At 69.1% G+C, this 20,144-nt stretch carries 14 protein-coding genes; 4 read left to right on the forward strand and 10 right to left on the reverse strand.

From position 1 onward, the window contains the following. Positions 1-93 precede the first annotated feature (93 nt). Positions 94-300, reverse strand: a complete 207-nt coding sequence (locus tag LRG10_RS06345; protein WP_201168617.1) for a dodecin — start codon at positions 298-300, stop codon at positions 94-96. Between the two features lie 109 nt (positions 301-409). Continuing rightward, entirely contained in the window at positions 410-2,584 is a 2,175-nt protein-coding gene (gene katG, locus LRG10_RS06350; RefSeq protein ID WP_238634967.1) for a catalase/peroxidase HPI, read from the reverse strand. A 209-nt stretch (positions 2,585-2,793) separates the two neighbouring features. Between katG and nhaC the strand changes: the two genes are divergently transcribed. Both nhaC and LRG10_RS06360 read left to right on the forward strand, forming a co-directional pair. Beyond that, the gene (nhaC, locus tag LRG10_RS06355) at positions 2,794-4,326 is read left to right on the forward strand and encodes a Na+/H+ antiporter NhaC (RefSeq protein WP_201168623.1); all 1,533 of its coding nucleotides are present in this window, start codon (positions 2,794-2,796) and stop codon (positions 4,324-4,326) included. Positions 4,327-4,513: 187 nt separating this feature from the next. Beyond that, a complete protein-coding gene (locus tag LRG10_RS06360) occupies positions 4,514-6,436 on the forward strand; it encodes a methyl-accepting chemotaxis protein (protein WP_238634968.1) in 1,923 nt (640 codons plus the stop codon). 15 nt (positions 6,437-6,451) lie between these two features. Here LRG10_RS06360 and LRG10_RS06365 read toward each other — a convergent pair whose 3' ends face one another. The 4 genes from LRG10_RS06365 to putP all read right to left on the reverse strand — a co-directional run bounded on the left by LRG10_RS06365 (position 6,452) and on the right by putP (position 11,879). After that, entirely contained in the window at positions 6,452-7,306 is an 855-nt protein-coding gene (locus LRG10_RS06365; RefSeq protein ID WP_201168629.1) for an SDR family oxidoreductase, read from the reverse strand. Positions 7,307-7,375: 69 nt separating this feature from the next. Continuing rightward, positions 7,376-9,601: a TonB-dependent receptor gene (locus LRG10_RS06370; protein WP_238634969.1), complete on the reverse strand. Its 2,226-nt coding sequence runs from the start codon at positions 9,599-9,601 to the stop codon at positions 7,376-7,378. A gap of 88 nt (positions 9,602-9,689) precedes the next feature. Further along, positions 9,690-10,169 carry a tRNA (N6-threonylcarbamoyladenosine(37)-N6)-methyltransferase TrmO gene (gene tsaA, locus LRG10_RS06375; RefSeq protein WP_238634970.1) on the reverse strand — a complete coding sequence of 160 codons (480 nt, stop codon included), beginning with the start codon at positions 10,167-10,169 and terminating at the stop codon, positions 9,690-9,692. 228 nt (positions 10,170-10,397) lie between these two features. Then, positions 10,398-11,879, reverse strand: coding sequence for a sodium/proline symporter PutP (gene putP / locus LRG10_RS06380; RefSeq protein WP_274519787.1), 1,482 nt, complete (start codon positions 11,877-11,879; stop codon positions 10,398-10,400). Between the two features lie 451 nt (positions 11,880-12,330). Between putP and putA the strand changes: the two genes are divergently transcribed. After that, the gene (gene putA, locus LRG10_RS06385) at positions 12,331-15,498 is read left to right on the forward strand and encodes a bifunctional proline dehydrogenase/L-glutamate gamma-semialdehyde dehydrogenase PutA (RefSeq protein ID WP_238634971.1); all 3,168 of its coding nucleotides are present in this window, start codon (positions 12,331-12,333) and stop codon (positions 15,496-15,498) included. A 380-nt stretch (positions 15,499-15,878) separates the two neighbouring features. On the opposite strand, the gene cysK is transcribed toward putA, so the two are convergent. Beyond that, positions 15,879-16,859 carry a cysteine synthase A gene (gene cysK, locus LRG10_RS06390; RefSeq protein WP_207189799.1) on the reverse strand — a complete coding sequence of 327 codons (981 nt, stop codon included), beginning with the start codon at positions 16,857-16,859 and terminating at the stop codon, positions 15,879-15,881. A 185-nt stretch (positions 16,860-17,044) separates the two neighbouring features. On the opposite strand from cysK, the gene phbB reads away from it, so the two are divergent. Continuing rightward, complete coding sequence (phbB, locus tag LRG10_RS06395) at positions 17,045-17,791, forward strand: acetoacetyl-CoA reductase (RefSeq protein ID WP_201168638.1); 747 nt, start codon at positions 17,045-17,047, stop codon at positions 17,789-17,791. A gap of 44 nt (positions 17,792-17,835) precedes the next feature. Here the strand turns inward: phbB and LRG10_RS06400 are convergent, their stop codons facing one another. From LRG10_RS06400 to lapB, 3 genes are all read right to left on the reverse strand, one after another. Then, the gene (locus LRG10_RS06400) at positions 17,836-18,132 is read right to left on the reverse strand and encodes a helix-hairpin-helix domain-containing protein (protein WP_201242423.1); all 297 of its coding nucleotides are present in this window, start codon (positions 18,130-18,132) and stop codon (positions 17,836-17,838) included. 130 nt (positions 18,133-18,262) lie between these two features. After that, complete coding sequence (gene pyrF, locus LRG10_RS06405) at positions 18,263-18,973, reverse strand: orotidine-5'-phosphate decarboxylase (protein ID WP_201168642.1); 711 nt, start codon at positions 18,971-18,973, stop codon at positions 18,263-18,265. Further along, entirely contained in the window at positions 18,970-20,139 is a 1,170-nt protein-coding gene (gene lapB, locus LRG10_RS06410) for a lipopolysaccharide assembly protein LapB (protein ID WP_201168644.1), read from the reverse strand. The genes pyrF and lapB overlap by 4 nt, the downstream gene beginning before the upstream one ends. Between the last annotated feature and the right edge of the window lie 5 nt (positions 20,140-20,144).

Consider the following 20,144-nt stretch of genomic DNA (forward strand, 5'->3'; position numbering starts at 1 on the left):
TATGGATCGATCGAAGCACCACCCATCCAGCAACTTTCGGGCCATGGCGCGACCGCCCTCCACGGGCCCAGAGGTCATGCGGCAGAGGCGAACCTATTCCAGGGTGAAGCCGACCTTGATCGTCACCTGCCAGTGACTCACTCGCCCGTCCTCGATATGGCCTCGGGTATCCACCACCTGGAACCAGCGCAGGTGGCGAAGGCTCTCGCCGGCACGTGCGATGGCGTTGTTGACGGCCTCCTCGATCCCGTCGGGCGACGAACCAGTCAGTTCGACGATCTTGTAGACGTGGTCACTCATCCGTGATGCTCCTGATGACTGGGAAGTGGACAGCGGCCGATGCCCGGCTCCGCTCTGGCGGGGCCGGGCATGCCCTTTCACCCCGGCCCGGACCGGGGTGAAACCGCGGTTACGCCTCCAGGTCGTATCGGTCGGCGTTCATGACCTTGGTCCAGGCCGCGACGAAATCGTGGACGAACTTCTCCTGGTTGTCGTCCTGGGCATAAACCTCGGCGTAGGAGCGCAGGATCGAGTTGGAGCCGAAGACCAGGTCCACCCGGGTCGCCGTCCACTTCACTGCATCGCTGCTGCGCTCACGGATCTCGTAGCGGTTCTTGCCCACCGGCTTCCAGGTGTAGGCCATGTCGGTGAGGTTGACGAAGAAGTCGTTCGTCAGCTGCCCCTCACGGTCCGTAAGCACGCCATCCTTCGCACCGCCGTGGTTGGTGCCGAGCACCCGCATGCCGCCGACGAGGACAGTCATCTCCGGCGCCGTCAGACCCATCAGCTGCGTGCGGTCGAGCATCATCTCCTCGGGCTGGACCGCGTAGTCCTTCTTGAGCCAGTTGCGGTAACCGTCGGCGAGCGGCTCGAGGTACTGGAAGGAGTCGACATCGGTCATCTCCTGGCTGGCATCGCCGCGCCCCGGGGCGAAGGGCACCGTGATCTCGTGGCCGGCCGCCCGGGCCGCCTGCTCAATGCCCACGTTGCCAGCGAGTACGATGGTATCGGCCACACTGGCCCCGGTCTCGGCAGCGATGCCCTCAAGAACGCCAAGCACCTTCGCCAGACGCTGGGGCTCGTTGCCCTCCCAGTCCTTCTGCGGGGCAAGCCGGATACGGGCGCCGTTGGCACCACCCCGGTAGTCGGAGCCGCGGAAGGTCCGGGCGCTGTCCCAGGCGGTGGCGACCATCTCGCCGATGCTCAGGCCGCTATCGGCGATCTTCGCCTTGACCTCATTCACATCGTAGTCCGTCCGGCCGGCCGGCACGGGGTCCTGCCAGATCAGATCCTCGGTCGGTGCCTCCGGTCCGATGTAGCGCGTCCGCGGCCCCAGATCCCGATGGGTGAGCTTGAACCAGGCCCGGGCGAAGACCTCGTCGAAGTAGGCGGGGTCGTTGTAAAAGCGCTCGGAGATCTTGCGATACGCCGGATCCATCTTCATGGCCATGTCCGCATCGGTCATGATCGGGTTCAGGCGGATCGACGGATCCTCGACGTCGACCGGCTTGTCCTCCTCCTTGATGTCCACCGGCTCCCACTGCCACGCGCCGGCGGGGCTCTTGGTCAACTCCCACTCGTAGTTGAGCAGCAGGTGGAAGTAGCCGTTATCCCAGCGCGTGGGATAGGTCGTCCAGGCGCCCTCGATCCCGCTGGAGACCGTGTCGCGCCCGATGCCCCGGGAGACCTTGTTGTTCCAGCCAAGGCCCTGTTCGTCGACATCGGCGGACTCCGGGTCCGGACCGAGATGCTCCACGTTGCCGTTGCCGTGACACTTGCCCACCGTGTGCCCGCCGGCGGTCAGGGCGACGGTCTCCTCGTCGTTCATGGCCATGCGCTCGAAGGTGATGCGCACGTCTTCGGCGGTCCGCAGCGGATCCGGGTTGCCGTCCACGCCCTCGGGGTTGACGTAGATCAGGCCCATCATCACCGCCGCCAGCGGGTTCTCCAGCGACTCACGGTCGTCACCATAGCGGCTGTCCTCGGCATCACTCGGCGCCAGCCACTCCTTCTCCGAGCCCCAGTAGATGTCCTTCTCCGGGTGCCAGATATCCTCGCGCCCGAGGGAGAAGCCGTAGGTCTTCAGGCCCATGGACTCGTAGGCCACGTTGCCGGCAAGGATGATCAGGTCGGCCCAGCTGAGCCGGTTGCCGTACTTCTTCTTGATCGGCCAGAGCAGACGCCGCGCCTTGTCCAGGTTGACGTTGTCCGGCCAGCTGTTGATGGGGGCAAACCGCTGGTTGCCGGTGCCGCCGCCGCCCCGGCCGTCCGCCACCCGATAGGTGCCGGCGGCGTGCCAGGCCATGCGGATCATCAGCCCGCCGTAATGGCCCCAGTCCGCCGGCCACCACTCCTGACTGTCGGTCATGAGTTGGTGGAGATCCTGCTTGACCGCGTCGAGATCGAGCTTCTTGACCTCCTCACGATAGTTGAAGCCCGGGCCCATCGGATCGGGTTTGTGGTCGTGCTGGTGCAGGATGTCGAGGTTCAGGGCGTTGGGCCACATGTCCATGTTGGACTCGCCCACCTGCGTCATCGCGCCGTGCATCACCGGGCAGCCGCCGGTCTTTTGCTGATCGGTCATTGTTATCTCCGTTGCTTCCTGCGGATTGCCGTTTTGAACAATTCCATTTTGCGCTTGTGCGCAGTCTCACTCAAGACGGCTCCCTGATCGAATGTAGCAATCACAGTGTTCCTGTCACCCTCCGGGGCTACCCGGCGGGTCAACGCACCGCTTGCAATGACATCCATCATCGCGATAATGCCGGCTTCCCTGGCAACCCTGGAGTCTGCATGAGCGACACCAACGAGAACGGTGCGCGGGAGCCGGAGATCCCGCTTCCGAGCGTGACCACGGCCCTGCTCCCCATCGCCTTCACCATGGGCCTGATGGTCTTTCAGATCCTCGCCTTCGACGACTTCGTCCCCCACGTACCACTGGCCCTGGGCATCGCCTTCACCGGCCTGCTCGGCTGGTACCACGGCATCCGCTGGTGGCGGATGGAGAACGGCCTCTACCACGTCGTCCATATCGGTCTTCAGTCGGTGGCCATCCTAATCACAGTGGGCATGATCATCGGCACCTGGATCCTCTCGGGGACCGTGCCGCTGCTGATCTACTACGGCCTGCTGCTGATCACCCCGGAACTGTTCCTGCTCGCCGCCATGATCCTCACCGCCGTGGTCTCCATGGCCGTGGGCACCTCCTGGGGCACGGTCGGCACCGTGGGTCTGGCCCTGGTGGGCGTCGGCGAGGGGCTGGGCATCCCCATGGCCCTGACCGGCGGCGCCATCGTCTCGGGCGCCTTCTTCGGCGATAAGATGTCGCCGCTGTCCGACACCACCAATCTCGCCCCGGCCGTTACTGGCACCAACCTGTTCAGCCACATCCGCAACATGATGGCCACCTCCGTGCCGGCGCTGATTGTTGCCGGCACCGCGTACTGGGCCATCGGCTTTGGCTACGCGGACACCGGCCTGGAGAGCGGACGCATCGAGACCATCCTCGAGGGCCTGGAGGCGCAGTTCACGCTGCATCCGGTGCTGCTGCTGCCGGCGGTTCTGGTCATGGCCCTGGCGCTGCTGCGTTTCCCGGTGCTGCCCACGCTCTTTGCCGGTGCCATCGCCGGCGCGGTCATGGCGGTCCTCGTCCAGGGCACGGACCTGACCACCGCGATCATGGCGATGCAGGACGGCTTCGTCAGCGAGACCGGCGTCGAGTCGGTGGACGACCTGCTCTCCACCGGTGGCATCCAGTCGATGATGTGGACCATCTCGCTGGTGCTCATCGCCCTGGCCTTCGGCGGGATCCTGGAGCAGACGCGCAGCGTCGAGGCCATCCTCAACGCCATCATCCAGCGCATCCGAGGCCGCTTCTCGCTGTTCGCCGCCAGCACCGGCAGCGCCGCCGGCACCAACCTCATCTCCGGCGATCCCTACCTGTCCATCGCGCTACCGGGCCGGATGTACGCCCCGGTCTATCGGGGACAGGGACAATCGACCCTGAACCTGTCGCGTTCGGTGGAGGAAGGCGGGACCATGATCAACCCGCTGATCCCTTGGGGCGCGGGTGGTGCCTTCACCGCCGGTGCGCTGGGCATCCCGACGCTGGTCTACGCCCCCTTTGCCATCGTCTGCTGGCTGTCGCCGCTGATCGGCCTGCTCTTTGCTGCGACCGGGTGGTTCATGCCACGCGCCACCGAGGAAGAGCAGCAGCGCTGGCAGGACAACCATGAATCCATCATGGTCCAGGGCGGCGTGGTCAACTCCGCCGATCTCGACCCCGAGGAGCTGGAGCGGGCCTTCGACCGCTACCGGCGGCGCTGACTAGGGCACGGCAATGCCGCTGGGTTGGCCCAGCCACCCCGGCGGCATTGCCCGATGCCTAGCCGACCGATTTGCGCCTCCGATCCGGCGTAGGCACCATTGGGCGGTCGCCTGCTCAAGACATCCAACGCGTCTTTCCAGTTAACGAAAAACCAACAGACCGCCTGCAACGGGGAAGCGAATCCTCATGCTCAGTGCCGTCCGTCTCACCCCGAAGCTGCTCCTCCTCTTTGGCGTCCCCACTCTGCTGGCCTTTGTCATCGTCGGCGGGATCGCCACCCACCAGGCCAACGACCGCTTCAGCACCGAGATCACCGACTCGACTCAGGAGCTGAGCGAGGCCGGTGCCGAGGCCATCAGCCAGTGGCTCGACACGCACACGGCCTACGTCTCCGCCCTGGCGCACAGCGAGGCGCTCGCCTCCGGCAACCCCGATCGGATCGGTGACTTCCTCGCCGGCCAGGGCGAGCACATGAGCGACGAATACGAAGTGCTGATCTTCGTCGACACCGAGGGGACGGCCACCTACCACCACGGCGGCGAGCAGACGGATCTCTCCGGGCGCGACTACTGGCAGACCATCGTCGAAGAGGAGCGGGAGACGCTGGTCATCTCCGATCCGGTCCACTCCGCCAGTACCGGCAATCCGATCACCGTCATCGCCCGGGCGGTTACCGATGCCGGGGGGGATGTCATCGGCCTGGTGGCGGTGACCGTCACCCTCGACACCCTGGCCGATGTGGTGGCATCGACTACGGATCGCGCTGGCGCCCTCGCCTGGGCCTTGAGCGCCGACGGCCTCACCGTCGCCCACCCGGACGAGGACGTGCGCATGGAAGAGAACGCGCTGGAGTCCGGGGATACCGACTACCAGGCGATCGCCCAGCGCATGGTCGACGGTGAGCGAGGCGTGGGCACCTTCAGCGGGGCCGACGACACCGCCTACACAGCGGCCTTTGCCCCGGTCTCCGGACTCTCCGGCTGGTCGCTGGGGATCGCCGTGCCAGAATCAGAACTGATGGCCGCTGCCCGCGATCTGCAGCAGAACCTGCTGATCGTCTTCGCCGCGGCGGTGGTGCTGCTTGGCGGGATCATCGTCCTGGTGGCCCGGCGCATCGCGCAGCCGATCGCCGCCACCGGCCGGGCACTGGGCGAGATCGCCAGCGGCGAAGCCGACCTCACCCGCCGCCTGGAGGTCCATTCCCGGGATGAGGTGGGCGAACTGGCCACCAACTTCAACGCCTTCATCGACCGGCTCCAGGGGTTGATCGGCTCGGTCGCCGACGCCTCAACCCAGCTCTCCGCCTCCGCCGAGGAGCTGTCGGCCTCGGTGCGCGAGACCAGCGGCCAGCTGCGCGAGCAGCAGTCCGAGACCGAGCAGGTGGCCACCTCCATGAACGAGATGGCGGCCACCATCCAGCAGGTCGCCGAAAACGCCTCGGACGCCTCCGAAGCGGCCCGCCGGTCCGATCAGGCCGCCCAGTCGGGCTCGGAGGTCGTGCAGGAGAACGCCGACGAGATCCGTCAGGTGGCACAGCAGGCCGAGACCGCCGCCGGCGTCGTCCAGCAGCTCAATGAAGACGCCGAGCGGGTTACCAAGGTGCTCGACGTGATCCACGAGATCACCGAGCAGACCAACCTGCTTGCCCTCAACGCCGCCATCGAGGCGGCCCGCGCCGGGGAGAACGGCCGCGGGTTCTCGGTCGTCGCCGAGGAGGTGCGCAAGCTGGCCACCCGCACCCAGACCTCCACCGAGGAGATCCGCGAGATCCTCGACACCCTGCGCGGGCGCATCGAAGAGGCGGCCCAGGCCATGGAGAACGGCCGCAGCAGCTCTGGCCAGGCAGTAACCATTGCCTCGCGCGCGTCGGAGTCGCTGGGTGCGATCACCGAGTCCGTAGGGACCATCAACGACATGAACACCCAGATCGCCAGCGCTGCGGAGGAGCAGTCGGCGGCCTCCGAGGAGATCAACCGCTCGCTGACCCAGATCAAGGCGACCATCGACGCCACCGCAAGCGGCGCCTCCCAGGTCGCATCGGCCAGCGAGGAAGTCGCCCGGCTGGCCGCCGACCTGCAGGACCGCGTGGGGCAGTTCCGCGTCCGCTGACCGGGGCTGCCCCGATCAGCCGCCGCGGCGCAGGGCGGGCACCGCCGTCAGGGCGCGGAGCAGCGTGACCAGGGGCGAGCGGTACTGCAGGGTGCGCCCGGTGCCGGTGACCCCGCGGATTCGGGGCACCAGGACATCGGCCACCCGTTCCGGGGGCTCGGCCAGGCGATCAATAATCGGCCGGGCGCTCTCGGGCAAATCGGCGAGCAGCAGCTCGGTGCGCACCAGCCCGGGACGCAGCTCGTGGACGCCCACCCCGCGCTCGCCGGCGGCCTGCAGCTCGCGACGCAGCTGACGGGAGAGCTCCGCCACCGCCAGCTTGCTGACCCGATGCGGGATGGAGGTCCGCGAGAAACGCGCCCCCAGCTCCGAGAACCCGAAGTTGAACAGGTGGTAGCACGGCTGCTGCGCCGCCGGTTGGGCCTGCATGCGCCGCAGCGCCGCCGCACAAAGCTGCATGGAGCCGGTGAGGTTGGTCGCGCAGGTGCCAGCAATGTCCGCCGTATCCAGCCCGGTCAGCGGCCGCTTGAAGCGCCCGGCGGTACCGGCGTTATTCACCCAGCGGTGGATGGTCCCCAGTCGCTCGACGGCGAAATCCGCCAGCCGCTCGGCCTCCCCGGGGTCGGCGACGTCGGCGGCGAGGACGTGTAGACGCTCCCCGGCCCCCGTGGCGGCGGCCAGCTCGGTCCGCGCCGCATCCAGCCGCGCCGGATCCCGGGCGCAGACGACCACAGTATCCCCGGCGGCGAGGAAACGCTGCGCCATGGCCAGGCCCAGGCCGCGGCTGCCGCCGGTGAGCACCACCCCGAGCGGCGGCCCGGCGGCCGCGGAGGCGGGGTGGTTGTGCGGGGATGCGGAGGGCTCGCTCATAATCGCTGCAAGCTAGCCGGCAGCCGGCCCCGGGGCAACGCCCGGGGCCGGCTGCCGCCACGCCACCGGCTAGAAGTTGTAGCTCGCCCCCAGGGTGTAGTTGCGGCCGAGGATCGGCGCCGAGCCCTTGAAGAAGCTCTCGTGGCGTCGGCCGTCCTCGTCGAGGAGGTTTCGGCCGCGGAAGAACACGCGCAGCTCCTCGACATCCTGCGGTTCCCAGCCGATATCGAAGCCGACCAGGTTGTAGCTGCCGGTCTCGGTCTCCGCCGGGCCGGTATCCGTCTGCCGGAAAACGTGTCGCCAGTCCACGGCGAAGTCCAGAGTCCGCCAGGCGGTGTCCACGCCGATCCCCAGCCGCGGCGCCGTCATCCGCGGCAGGCTCCCGCCGTCGCGGAAACGCCCGCGCAGGTAGTCGCCGCTGGCCCGGGCGGTCACCGGCCAGTCGGCCACGGTGAGATCGTGCTCCGCCTCGAACTCCAGGCCGTAGAGGTGGACGTCGGCGGCGGTGTTGTAGACCAGCTGATCGCCGCCGTCCTCTTGCACAACTTCATCGTCATCCGCCCCAACGCGCAGGGGCTCGCCGTTGTCGTCGAAGCTCTGGAAGTAGATGTAGTCATCCACCCGGTTGTAGAAGACCGCGGCGTCGTAGCGGACCGCCCCCTGGTGGCGCTCCAGGGCGATGTCCAGGTTGAGGTACTGCTCCTCGCCGAGATCCGGATCCCCCACCTCCCAGGTGCCGGCGGCGCCGTGGCGGCCGAAGGCGTAGAGCTGCTCGGCCGAGGGGGCGCGCTCGGCGTAGGTCACCGAGGTGCGCAGGCGGTGGGCGTCGTCGAGCTCGAAGCGGGCACCGGCGGAGGCGCTGCCGGTGGTGAAGGTGCGGCTGCCGAGTTCCTCCTGGAAGTTGCGCTCGGGCACGTCGACCCCGTTGATACTGCCGTCTTCGGCGACCTTCTTGATTTGCTGGTCCGCCACATCCGCCGGCCGTGAGCGCTCGTGGTTGAGCCGGGCACCGAACTCCACGGCGCCGAAGCCGGTGGGCAGCTCCTCGACCACGAAGACCCCGGTGGAGGTGGTCTCGTTGGGCCGGATGAGGTCGTCCCGGCCCTCGCGGGGATCCGCGCCGACGTAGTCCACATCGTGGAAATCGATGCCTACGGTCCCGCGCAGCCCGCCGAGGGCGTCCAGGGGATCGTGGGTCAGCTCCAGCCGGGCGTCGAGCTCGTCCTGCTCGAAGGTCGCCTCCAGCTCTCGCTCGTCCAGCCGTCCGGTGCTCGTGTCGTACTCGTACTCGATCTCATCCTGGACGAACTCGGTGTAGGAGAGATTGAAACGGGCGGCCGAGAAGCCGTCGAACGGGTCGTAGAACTCACTGCGCAGATCGAAGCGGTCGTGCTCGGCGTAGATCCGCTCGTACTCGTCGGAGAGGTCGATATCGCCTGTGTTGTGCACCGGGAAGAAGGCCTCCGGCACGCCGTACTCGATCTCCCAGCGGTCGTAGCCGACGCCGATGTAGCCCCAGTCCTCCGACCACATCCCGGTCAGCGACCAGCTGTCGTCCTTGACGTCGCTGTTGACCAGCGTATCGCGGATCAGGTGATCGCCGTCGCGTCCCTCCTCAAGCTGGAAGCCGGCGATGTCGGCGTCGTCGCTGCGACTGAGGCTGTAGTCGGTGCGCAGGGCGAACCCCTCGGTCAGGGGCACCTCGACACCGGCGTAGCCCTGGCGCTTGTTGGCATTGTCGGTGTAGGCGCCGTAAAGGCGGCCGGAGACCTGGTCCCCGATAAACGGGTCAAAGCGGCTGGTGACCATGTTCACGGCCCCGCCGGCGGCCCCGGAGCCGTACACCAGTGTCGCCGGCCCGCGGATGAACTCCACCGACTGCGCCCGCCGCGAGTCCCCCCCGACGGCGTGATCGACGCCCTCGTCCGAGACATCGCTGATGCGCATGCCGTCCTGCAGCTCCTCGACCCGGGACCCCTGCAGGCCACGGATCGTGGGCCGGCCCACGCCGGGCCCGAAGTCCGCGTTGCTGATCCCCGGCAGGCCGTCGAGGACCTCGCCGATGGTCCCGCCACCGCGACGGCGCTCCAGCGCCTCACCCTCCGCCACCGAGATCGGGCGCACGAGTTCGCTCTCCGTGCGGCTGCCCAGGGGATCGCCGGTCACGGTCACCGGGGGCAGGACCTCGGCCCCCGAGTCCCCAAGCACCGCCGCCGGTGCCGCCAGCCCCGCCAGACCGGCCGCCGGCAGTGCGCCGCGCCACGATACCGCGAGGGTCCGGAACCGGAGTATCATGCTACCTCCTTCATGCAAATGCGAATGCGTCCTGTTTATTTTATCCGCTCAACCGTATGCCCGCCAGGGGCTGCGGCAGCCGCGCCCCCTACGGCCGGAAGCGCTCGTCCGCCCGACCCTCGGCGAAGCGGGCCCGGGCCTCGTCCAGCCAGCCGCGGCGCACCGGGCCCTGTGGACCCAACTCCGGCGTACACGGCTTGATGTCGAGTAGCGGCGTGCCGTCGAGCATGTCCGGCCCCCGGATCTCGAGGGTGTTGCCGCGCACCGCCTCCAGTCGCACGGTGGACAGGCCGATGGGGTTCGGCCGCCGGGGCGCCCGGGTGGCGAAGACACCGTGGGGGCGATCATCGAGAAAGGGGACCACCTCGAGCTCGTAGCCCTCGCTGCGGTCGAAGAGAAAGATCAGGGTGATGTGCGAGAACCCGTCCAGATCCTTGAGCCCGGCCGCGTAGGCGGGATCGACCTCCACCCGGCCGGTGAAGTCGCCGGCACCGCTCGGCTGGACCGGCATACCGCGACGTTCGGTGTGCGGGGTGCGGATCACCCCGATCGGCTGCATCTCGATCATGCGCTCCTCCTCTGCAGGCAGGTCACGCCCCTGCGGGGCGCAAACGCGCACAGTCTGCGTCATTGCGCGGGCGCATGCAGCCTTGTTGCATCAGCACACGGCGCACGGGGGAAGTGCAGGCGCACATCGAGGGCAAGGATCCCGCCCGGACCCAATGCCTGGCGCGGCGAGGGATACGTGCCCCCGCCGCCCAGGTGCCAACGAGCCCCGGGCGGCGGGTGCGACGGGTCAGTCCATACGCGCCCGGACGCGATCGAACTCGCGCTCGATCTCCTCGCCGGGACGGCCACCAATGCGGCTGAAGACCAGGATCGCCAGTGTCCCGAGGATGAAGCCGGGCAGGATCTCGTACATATCGAACAGGCCACCCTCGAGCAGATCCCAGACGACCACCGTCACCGCACCGACGACGATCCCCGCCAGCGCACCGTTGCGGGTGGTACCCCGCCAGAACACCGAGAGGATGATCACCGGGCCGAAGGCGGCACCGAATCCAGCCCAGGCGTAGGCGACCAGGTCGAGGACCGCGGCGTCCGGATCGAACGCCAACAGCGTTGCGAAGAGTCCGATGACGAGCACCGTGGCACGGCCGACCCAGACCAGCTCGCGATCGCCGGCGCGCGGGCGCAGGAAGCGCTTGTAGAAGTCCTCGGACAGGGCCGAGGAGGAGACCAGCAGCTGCGAGTCGATGGTGCTCATGATCGCCGCCAGCACCGCCGCCAGCAGGCAGCCGGCCACCCACGGGTTGAACAGCGCCTGGATCAGGGCCAGGAAGACCGTCTCGGGGTTGTCCAGGGTGCCGGTCCCCTCGAAGAAGGCGATACCGGCAAAGCCGGTGAAGATCGCCCCGAACAGGGCAAAGACCATCCAGCTGATGCCGATGAACCGGGCCGCCGGGATGTCCTTCGGGCTGCGGATGGCCATGAATCGGGTCAGCACGTGGGGCTGCCCGAAGTAGCCCAGCCCCCAAGCCATCAGCGAGATGATGCTGAACAACGTCACGTCGTGGAAGGCATCCAGCGCCCCGGGCTCGAAGTCCGCCACCGCCCCGGCGGTCTCCGACCAGCCGCCGAGATTCATCACCGTGATCACCGGCACCAGGATCAGCGCGACGAACATCAGGATGCCCTGGATGAAGTCGGTCCAACTAACCGCCAGGAAGCCGCCAAGCAGGGTGTAGACCAGGATTACCGAGGCGCCGACCGCCAGGGCCAGCGTGTAGTCCACGCCAAAGGTGTCCTCGAACAGCGTGCCCGCCGCCACCAGCCCGGCCGAGGTGTAGAAGGTGAAAAAGAGCAGGATCACCAGGGCGGAGACCACGCGCAGGGCGGAGGTCCGGTCCCGGAAACGGTTCTCGAAGTAGGCGGGGATGGTGATGGAGTCCCGCGCCACCTCGGTGTAGCGGCGCAGCCGCTCGGCGATGAACTGCCAGTTGAGGTAGGCGCCGATGGCCAGGCCCACCGCGATCCAGATCTGATTCATCCCCGAGGCGTAGACCGCCCCGGGCAAGCCGAGCAGCAGCCAGCCGCTCATGTCCGAGGCGCCGGCGGACAGGGCCGCAGTCCCCGATCCGAGACGCCGCCCGCCGAGGATGTAGTCGGCCAGGCTCTTGGTGAAGCGGTAGGCGAAGAGCCCCACCAGGATCATGAGGATCAGGTAGACGACAAAGGTCGCCAGCAGCGGGATGTTCAGGTCGAGCTCCCCGTTCATTGGTCCTCCTCCCGCAGCTTGCGGCGCACCAGGCTCGCCAGCGCGAGCACCACCACCAGCAACATCGGCACCAGCAGCCAGAACCAGGTGGCTGCCGTGAGGTTCTCTTCCATAGCCCGCTCCTCCGCTTGTGCAACGCCCGCCGCCCGGCGGCCGCGGGTCAGGGTCAACGATTACCGGGTGCAGATTCCGTGCCGCTGCGCACCGCCCGGCATCCCCGGACGCAGGCGCGGCGATTGCACCATGCGTGACCGGGGATGAAATACCAGGCACTGCGATCGTGCAAGGCACTGCGCCGGCATACCGCCCTCGCCGACCCGGCCGACAGGCGCCACAATCAGGGAAAGCGCCGCCCGCTCGCAGGCCGAGCACTGCGCGCGGGGCGGGCTGGCACGCGCCCTGCACGCAGCAGGCGATGTCCGCCCTGATTCGATCCGCCCGAGGAGGTGCCATGAGCGCGTTCGTCCATCCGGACCCCGAGCAGCTGCTGCCCGTCGAGCGCCAACCCCTGGCCGCGGCCTATCGCATCGACGAGCCCACCCGCAGCCAGGCCCTAATCCGGGAGGCCGAGTGCGACCCGCGGACCCGGGCGCGTATCCAGGAGCGGGCCCGCACCCTGGTCCACGGCATGATCCGTGCCCAGCGCCGCCAGTCCTCGCTGACCGCGCTGCTCCACGAGTACGACCTCTCCAGCGAGGAAGGGGTCGCGCTCATGTGCCTGGCCGAAGCGTTACTGCGCATCCCCGACGCCCCCGCGGCCGATCGGCTGATCCACGACAAGCTCGGCGCCGGAGGCTGGTCATCGCACCTGGGCCGCGACCGCCGCCTGCTGGTCAACGCCGCCACCCTGGGCCTGGCGCTGACCGGGCGGATCCTCGATGCCGGCGAAGCCGAACGCTGGTTCGGGGCTCAACTGCGCGGTGCCATGGCGCGCCGGGGGGCGCCACTGATCCGCCGCGCGGTGCGCCGCTCCATGGGCCTGCTCGGCGAGACCTTTGTCCTCGGCCGCGACATCCCCGAGGCGCAGCGGCGTGCCCGCAAGCTCGAAGCCAAGGGGTACCGCTACTCCTACGACATGCTCGGCGAAGCGGCGCGGACCGATGCCGACGCCGAGCGCTTCTTCCAGGCTTACTGCGCAGGGATCGAACACTTTGGCCGCAGCGCCGACCCCAACGCATCGATGGACGCCCGCGCCGAGGTCTCGGTGAAGCTCTCGGCCCTCGACCCGCGCTTCGAGCCCGGCCAGGAGGAACGCGTCCGGGAGACGGTCATCCCACGGCTGCAGGCGCTCTGCCGACGGGCCCGGGAGGCCGGCATCGCCCTGTGCGTGGACGCCGAGGAAGCGGCCCGGTTGGATCTGACCCTGGACGTGCTCGAGGCGGTGATGGCCGACCCCGAACTGGCCGACTGGCACGGCCTGGGGATCGCGGTGCAGGCCTACCAGAAGCGGGCGCCGGAGTGGATCGAGTGGCTTGCCGAACGGGCGCGGCACCACCAGCGACGGCTGCGGGTCCGCCTGGTCAAGGGCGCCTACTGGGACACCGAGGTCAAGGACACCCAGATCCAGGGCCTCGACGACTACCCCGTCTTCACGCGCAAGGCGGCCAGCGACGTCTGCTTCCTGGCCTGCGCCCGGCGCATGCTGCGCTACCCCGAACAGATCTACCCCCAGTTCGCCACCCACAACGCCCACACGGTGGCCGCCGTGCTGGAACTGGCCGAAGAGCAACCCTTCGAGTTCCAGCGCCTGCACGGCATGGCCGACGAGCTTTACGATCAACTCGTCGACGCCCGCCCCGGCCGCGGTGTCCCGGTGCGTATTTACGCGCCGGTGGGCCAGCACGAGGCCCTGCTCCCCTACCTGGTCCGTCGGCTGCTCGAGAACGGCGCCAACTCCTCCTTCGTCAACCGGATCCACGAGGGCGATGTGGAGACCCTGATCGCCGATCCGGTGGAGCACCTGCGCTCGCGCCCGACCCTGCGCCACCCCCACCTGCCGCTGCCGGCCGGGATCTTCGGCCCGGACCGAACCAACAGCCGCGGCATCGACTTCTCCAACCGCCAGGAGACCGCGGCCCTGGCCGAGGCGATGACCGCCGCTGCCGAGTCCCGGCGTGAGGCGCGGCCGATCATCAACGGCCGTGGCGCCCCCGAAGCCGACGGCACCTGGGCCGACGTCTGCAGCCCCACCGACACCGGGCAGCGGGTGGGCAGCGTGCTGTGGGCCGGCCCCGAACACCTGGAGCAGGCCCTGGCCGGCGCCGCCGCAGCGTGGCCGCGCTGGGCCGCCACACCGGTCGAAGAGCGCGCCCGCGCCCTGGAACGCTTGGCCGACCTCTACGAGGCGCACACCGCCGAACTCATGACCCTCTGCACCCTGGAGGGCGGCAAGACGCTGCGCGATGGCATCGCCGAGGTCCGCGAGGCGGTGGACTTCTGCCGTTACTACGCCGCCCAGGCGCGACGACTGATGGCTGAGCCGACGCCGCTACCCGGCCCAACCGGCGAGACCAACACGCTACAACTCCATGGCCGCGGCACGTATCTGTGCATCAGCCCCTGGAACCTGCCGCTGGCGATCTTCACCGGTCAGATCACCGCCGCCCTGGCCGCCGGCAACGCAGTGATCGCCAAGCCGGCGGAGCAGACGCCGCTGATCGCCCAACGGGCGGTGACGCTGATGCACCAGGCGGGCATCCCTGGCGACGTGCTCCACCTGCTACCCGGCGAGGGCGGGCGCATCGGGCCGCCGCTGGTCGCCGACCGGCGCATCGACGGCGTGGCCTTCACCGGCTCGGTGGCTACGGCGCAGCAGATCCACCGCACCCTGGCCGGGCGTGACGGCCCCATCGTTCCCCTGATCGCCGAGACCGGTGGCCTCAACGCCCTGATCGTGGACTCCAGCGCCCTGCCCGAGCAGGCGGTGGTGGATGTCCTGCGCTCGGCGTTCTTCAGTACCGGTCAGCGCTGCTCGGCGCTGCGCCTGCTTTGCCTCCAGGAGGACATCGCCGAACCTTTTCTAGAGATGCTGCGCGGTGCCATGGACGCCCTGCGGGTCGGCGACCCGCGCTGGCTGGCCACCGACATCGGCCCGGTCATCGATGCCTCGGCCCGGGCCCGGCTGGAGGCCCACCATGAGGCGATGGCCGCCGCCGGCCGGGTGGTCCATCGAACACCTCTGGGCGACGCCGGAGCCCGCGGCCATTTTGTCCCCCCGTCGCTCTACCGGCTGGACGCCATCGAGGACCTGCAGGAGGAGTTCTTTGGGCCGATGCTCCACTACACCACTTGGCGGGCGGGGGAACTCGAGTCGGTGGTGGAGCGGATCAACGCCGCCGGTTATGGGCTGACGTTCGGTGTGCACAGCCGCGTCGACAGTCATCGGGATGCGGCCACGCGGGCGATCCGCGCCGGCAACGCCTATGTGAACCGGGATATCGTCGGTGCGGTGGTCGGCTCGCAGCCCTTCGGCGGCGAGGGGCTGTCGGGCACCGGTTTCAAGGCGGGCGGTCCGAACTACCTACTGCGCTTCGTCAACGAGCGGATGGTCACGGAGAACACGGCCGCGGCCGGGGGCAATGCCTCGCTCTTCGCCCTGGGCGAGGATGACGAGGCGTAAGCGGCGAGGAGCCGGCGGGCAGACGGTTCACCTGCTTGAGCGTCGACACAGCCCGGAGCCGGTGGATGCTGCGGCCGTGGGAGGCGGGGGCGCGACAAAGGCGCATTGAGCGCACCGAGCAGCGCAGCCCCCTCGGGGCATGCGGGGCGAACCTTTGCCGGTTCGCACCGCATAGCGCGTAGCGTACGAGCGCCGCGCAGCGGCGCGAGCTTTACGCGCGGCCCCGAGGGGGGAGCAGCGCAGGGGACCCCGAAGGGGTGCGCTCGTCAGCGCCGTTGTCGCGCCCCCGCCTCCCACGGCCGCAGCGAGCCGTTCTCGGGTTTCGCCCGCCGCATCGCCCAAGCAGGTGGACCGCCTGCCCGCCGGCTCCTTGCCGCCGTCTACGCCTCGTCGTCCAGCCCCTCGAACAGCGGGGTCGAAAGATAGCGCTCGGCGCTAGAGGCGAGGATGACCACCAGACGCTGACCGGCCAGCTCCGGGCGCGCGGCCACCCGCACCGCCGCCGCCAATGCCGCGCCGCTGGAGATCCCGCAGGGAATCCCCTCCAATCGTGCCACACGACGACTCATGGCCAGCGCCTCAGCGTCCTCCACCTGCAGGGTCTCATCCACCAGCGCGGCATCCAGGGTCTCCGGCAGGAAGCCGGCACCAATGCCCTGCAGACCGTGAGGGCCGGGTGCCCCGCCGGAGAGCACCGGCGAGCCGGCCGGTTCCACAGCGTAGGCGCGGAACCCCGGCCGACGCTCCTTGAGCAGACCGGCGACCCCGGTCAGCGTACCGCCGGTCCCCACCCCGGCGATCAGCCCGTCCACAGCGCCACCGGTGTCCCGCCAGATCTCCTCGGCGGTACCACAGCGATGGGCGCGGGGATTGGCCGGATTGCTGAACTGAGCCGGCTGGAAGCTGTCGGGGATCTCCTCGAGCAGTGCATCGGCCCGGTCGATGGCGCCGCGCATGCCCGCCGCCGGGTCGGTCAGTTCGACCCGGGCACCGTAGAAGGCGAAGAGCTTGCGGCGCTCGGTGGACATGTTCGCCGGCATGGTCAGGATCAGCCGATAACCCCGGGCCGCGGCGATGAAGGCCAGACCGATGCCGGTGTTCCCCGAGGTGGGCTCGATCAGCGTTGAATGCCCCGGCGTGATCCGCCCCTGCGCCTCCGCCGCCTCGATCATGGCCAGGGCGATGCGGTCCTTGACCGAGCTGAGCGGGTTGAACATCTCGAGCTTGGCCAGCAGCTCGGCGGCGAGCCCCGCCTCGGCGCCCAGCCGCGGCAGGCGCACCAGGGGCGTGCGGCCGATGGTGGCCACGAAGTCGTCGTAGATCCGCCCGCTTTCCGGCGCGGGCCCCTCCGTCTTTGTCATTCCACCTCCCCAAAAAAGGATTCGCAGGAGCGTTTCCATCCCGCAGCATAACCCACCGCCACGCTGCGCTGCGTCATTTGCAAAAGGATGCATAGCCCCTATTCTGGGGAAAAAGCCGCAGGCAGCCGCTCCTGCCAAGGCGGCACGACCACGGACAAGGAACGGCATCGAAGGGGGAGAACCTTATGAGCCAGAAGACGGCACTGGTAACCGGCGGGCTCGGCGGTCTCGGCGCGGCGGTGTGCGAGCGCCTGGGCCGCAGCGGACACACCGTGGTGACCACCTACACCTCGGACAACGGCCGTGTCGACAAGTGGCGGGAGCGGCTCCAGGAGCGCGGCGTGACGACGCCGGTGCACGCGGTCCAGTGCGACGTAGCCGACTGGGACTCCTGTGCCGCCATGGCCGAGGCGGTGCGTGAACGCGCCGGCCCGGTCGACATCCTGGTCAACAACGCCGGCATCACCAAGGACGGCAGCTTCAAGAAGATGACCCGGGAGAACTGGGACGCGGTGATGCGCACCAACCTGGACAGCGTCTTCAACGTCACCAAGCAGTTCGCCGACGACATGGCCGACCGCGGCTGGGGCCGCGTCATCAATGTTGCCTCGGTCAATGGCCGCAAGGGGCAGTTCGGGCAGTGCAACTACGCTGCGACCAAGGCCGGCATGCACGGCTTCACCATGTCCCTGGCCCGGGAGCTGGCACGCAAGGGCGTGACGGTGAACACCGTCTCGCCGGGCTATCTGGCCACCGACATGGTCATGTCCATGAAGGAGGAGGTACGTCAGCAGATCATCGAGACCATCCCGGTGCAGCGGCTCGGCGAGCCCGACGAGGTGGCCTCGCTGATCGAGTATCTCGCCTCGGAGGACGCCGGCTTCATCACCGGCGCCAACCTCGACATCAACGGCGGCCTGCACATGGAGTGATCGCCGGTGGCGGGGGCGGCCCCGCCGCCCCCGCCTTCACCGCCCTAGTTGGCGTCCTCCACCCGGATCCGTTCCCGGTTGTCCTCCACGGTCGCCGGGCCCACGCCGCTGACGCGACTGAGGTCGTCGGCATCCCGGAAGGGACCGTTGGCCTCGCGCTCCTCGACGATCTCGGCCGCCCGCACTTCGCCGACGCCGGTCAGCCCGGCGGCGAGTTCTTCGGCACCGGCTTCATTGATGTCCACGCCCCCGGCGGCCTGGACAGCCCCGGCGGTGAGCGTGAGTGCGGTGAGGGTCGCGGGGATGGACGCGCGGATAGCGCCGCTGAGTTGCTCAGGCATGTCGGATCCTCCTTGATGCTTGTGCCTGTAAGTCGCCACTCCCTGGCGACGGACGACACCGTCTTGCGACGGCGTCGGTATTAATGTAGCAGCCCACCCCGGCCGGGCCAATCGGGGACGGCGCCGGCGTTCACCCGGCGGCGGCAATCTCGGCGCCGATCCCGGCGGCGGCGGCGGCAGGATCGTCGGCGGCGGTGATCGGGCGGCCGACGACCAGGTAATCACATCCGGCGGCCACCGCCGCAGCCGGGGTGGCGATGCGCTGCTGATCCCCGACCGCCGCCCCGGCCGGACGCACGCCGGGGGTGACCCGAAGCAGGCCACCGCCGAAGCGCTCACCGATGGCTGCGGCCTCCTCCGGCGAGCAGACCACGCCATCGAGCCCGCTGGAACGGGCCAGCCCGGCCAGCCGCAGCACCGCCTCACGCGGCGGCCCGGCCAGGCCGATCTCCTCGAGGGTGGCGGCGTCGTGGCTGGTCAGCACGGTGACCGCCGTGAGCAGGGTCTGCCCGTCGGCAGCCGCCACCGCCTCGCCGGCGGCCTCGAGCATCCGCCGTCCGCCAAGGGCGTGGACATTGACCATCCAGACGCCGAGTTCCGCCGCCGCGCGGCAGGCACCGGCCACGGTATTGGGGATATCGTGGTACTTGAGGTCGAGGAAGACCTCGAACCCCCGCCCCTGGAGTCGCTCCACCAGCTGCGGTCCGGCGCGGGTGAACAGCTCCTTACCCACCTTCAGCCGACACAGCCGCGGATCGAGCTGCGCGGCCAGGGCCTCGGCCGGGGCCGCCGCGGGGAAGTCCAACGCCACGATCAGTCGCGGCCCGGCAGGTACGTTCATCCGCCCTCCGTCTCGTTCTGCGGTCGAATGCTCGCCCAGCTCTGGCAGCCGGGGCACTGCCAGAACAGGGTCCGCCCCGAGAAACCGCAGCGCCGGCAGCGGTAGAGGGCGCGACCGGCCTCCAGCTTCTCGAAGAGATCGAGCAGGATCTGCATCTCGCGCGGGTCGATGGGCTCACCCACCGAGTGGGTCAGCGCCACCAGGCGGCGGATGCCGTCCAGCGAGGGCTGCCGGCGCAGCATCAGCGTCAGCTCGCGGATCGCCGCCTGCGTGCCGCGGCGCTCACGGATGACCTCGGCCAGGCGGACCATCAGGCGGCCGTCCGGCATGCGCGTGACCGTATCCCGCAGGAAGGTCTCCATCTGCCCCGGGCGCCCCAGCCCGCGGTAGGCGGCGGCCAGGCCGTCGAGGATCTCGGGCAGCAGCGCCGGATCCTGCGTACCCACCGCCTCATACGCCTTGACCGCGGCCTTGTAGCGTCCCAGCTCGCGCTCCAGGTCACCGAGGAGCATGTTCGCCCGGGCACAGTCCGGGTCGGCACTCAGCGCCCGGCGTAGCGCCTTGCGGGCGTGCTCGGTGTACCCCCGGCTCAGGGCGTGGGCGGCCTGCTCGCAGCGCAACTGGCCGATCCGGACCCGATAGTCGCCCTCGCCCACCCGCTCCAGGTGCTCGGCGGTCTCGATGGCGCGGTCCCATTCGCGCTCATGCTCGTAGATGGTCAGCAGCCGGCGCAGGGCCTGATCGACGTGGGCGTCCTGCTCCACCACCTCCTGGAAGAGCTTCTCGGCCCGGTCGAAGACCCCTGCCTTCATGTAGTCCTCGCCCAGCGCGAGCAACGCGTAGGTGCGCTGGCGTCGGGTCAGCGACGGACGGGCAATGAGGTTCTGGTGGATGCGGATGGCCCGGTCGACCTCGCCCCGCCGACGGAAGACGCTGCCCAGCGCCAGGTGGGTCTCAGCGGTATCGCTGTCGACCTCGACCATGCGGGTGAACACCTCCAGCGCCTTGTCTCGCTCCTCGTTGAGCAGGTAGTTGAGGCCCTGGAAGTAAGCATCCGAGATCGGAGGGGAGTAGGAATCGTGGTGCTCGTCACCTCCGCCGCGCCGGCCGATCCACCATCCGGAAAGGGCGGCTACTGGCAGCAGTAGCCACAGCAGCTCGTGCATCGGGG

The organism is Halorhodospira sp. 9628 (assembly GCF_022228075.1).
Taxonomy (GTDB): domain Bacteria; phylum Pseudomonadota; class Gammaproteobacteria; order Nitrococcales; family Halorhodospiraceae; genus Halorhodospira; species Halorhodospira halophila_A.

Bases quoted from the DNA above. Each gene is read 5' to 3' on its own strand.
- LRG10_RS06370 (WP_238634969.1), bottom strand. From the start codon at position 9,601: ATGATACTCCGGTTCCGGACCCTCGCGGTATCGTGGCGCGGCGCACTG.
- LRG10_RS06360 (WP_238634968.1), top strand. From the start codon at position 4,514: ATGCTCAGTGCCGTCCGTCTCACCCCGAAGCTGCTCCTCCTCTTTGGC.
- LRG10_RS06365 (WP_201168629.1), bottom strand. From the start codon at position 7,306: ATGAGCGAGCCCTCCGCATCCCCGCACAACCACCCCGCCTCCGCGGCC.
- pyrF (WP_201168642.1), bottom strand. From the start codon at position 18,973: ATGAACGTACCTGCCGGGCCGCGACTGATCGTGGCGTTGGACTTCCCC.
- LRG10_RS06400 (WP_201242423.1), bottom strand. From the start codon at position 18,132: ATGCCTGAGCAACTCAGCGGCGCTATCCGCGCGTCCATCCCCGCGACC.
- tsaA (WP_238634970.1), bottom strand. From the start codon at position 10,169: ATGATCGAGATGCAGCCGATCGGGGTGATCCGCACCCCGCACACCGAA.
- cysK (WP_207189799.1), bottom strand. From the start codon at position 16,859: ATGACAAAGACGGAGGGGCCCGCGCCGGAAAGCGGGCGGATCTACGAC.
- phbB (WP_201168638.1), top strand. From the start codon at position 17,045: ATGAGCCAGAAGACGGCACTGGTAACCGGCGGGCTCGGCGGTCTCGGC.
- putP (WP_274519787.1), bottom strand. From the start codon at position 11,879: ATGAACGGGGAGCTCGACCTGAACATCCCGCTGCTGGCGACCTTTGTC.
- nhaC (WP_201168623.1), top strand. From the start codon at position 2,794: ATGAGCGACACCAACGAGAACGGTGCGCGGGAGCCGGAGATCCCGCTT.
- putA (WP_238634971.1), top strand. From the start codon at position 12,331: ATGAGCGCGTTCGTCCATCCGGACCCCGAGCAGCTGCTGCCCGTCGAG.
- katG (WP_238634967.1), bottom strand. From the start codon at position 2,584: ATGACCGATCAGCAAAAGACCGGCGGCTGCCCGGTGATGCACGGCGCG.
- LRG10_RS06345 (WP_201168617.1), bottom strand. From the start codon at position 300: ATGAGTGACCACGTCTACAAGATCGTCGAACTGACTGGTTCGTCGCCC.
- lapB (WP_201168644.1), bottom strand. From the start codon at position 20,139: ATGCACGAGCTGCTGTGGCTACTGCTGCCAGTAGCCGCCCTTTCCGGA.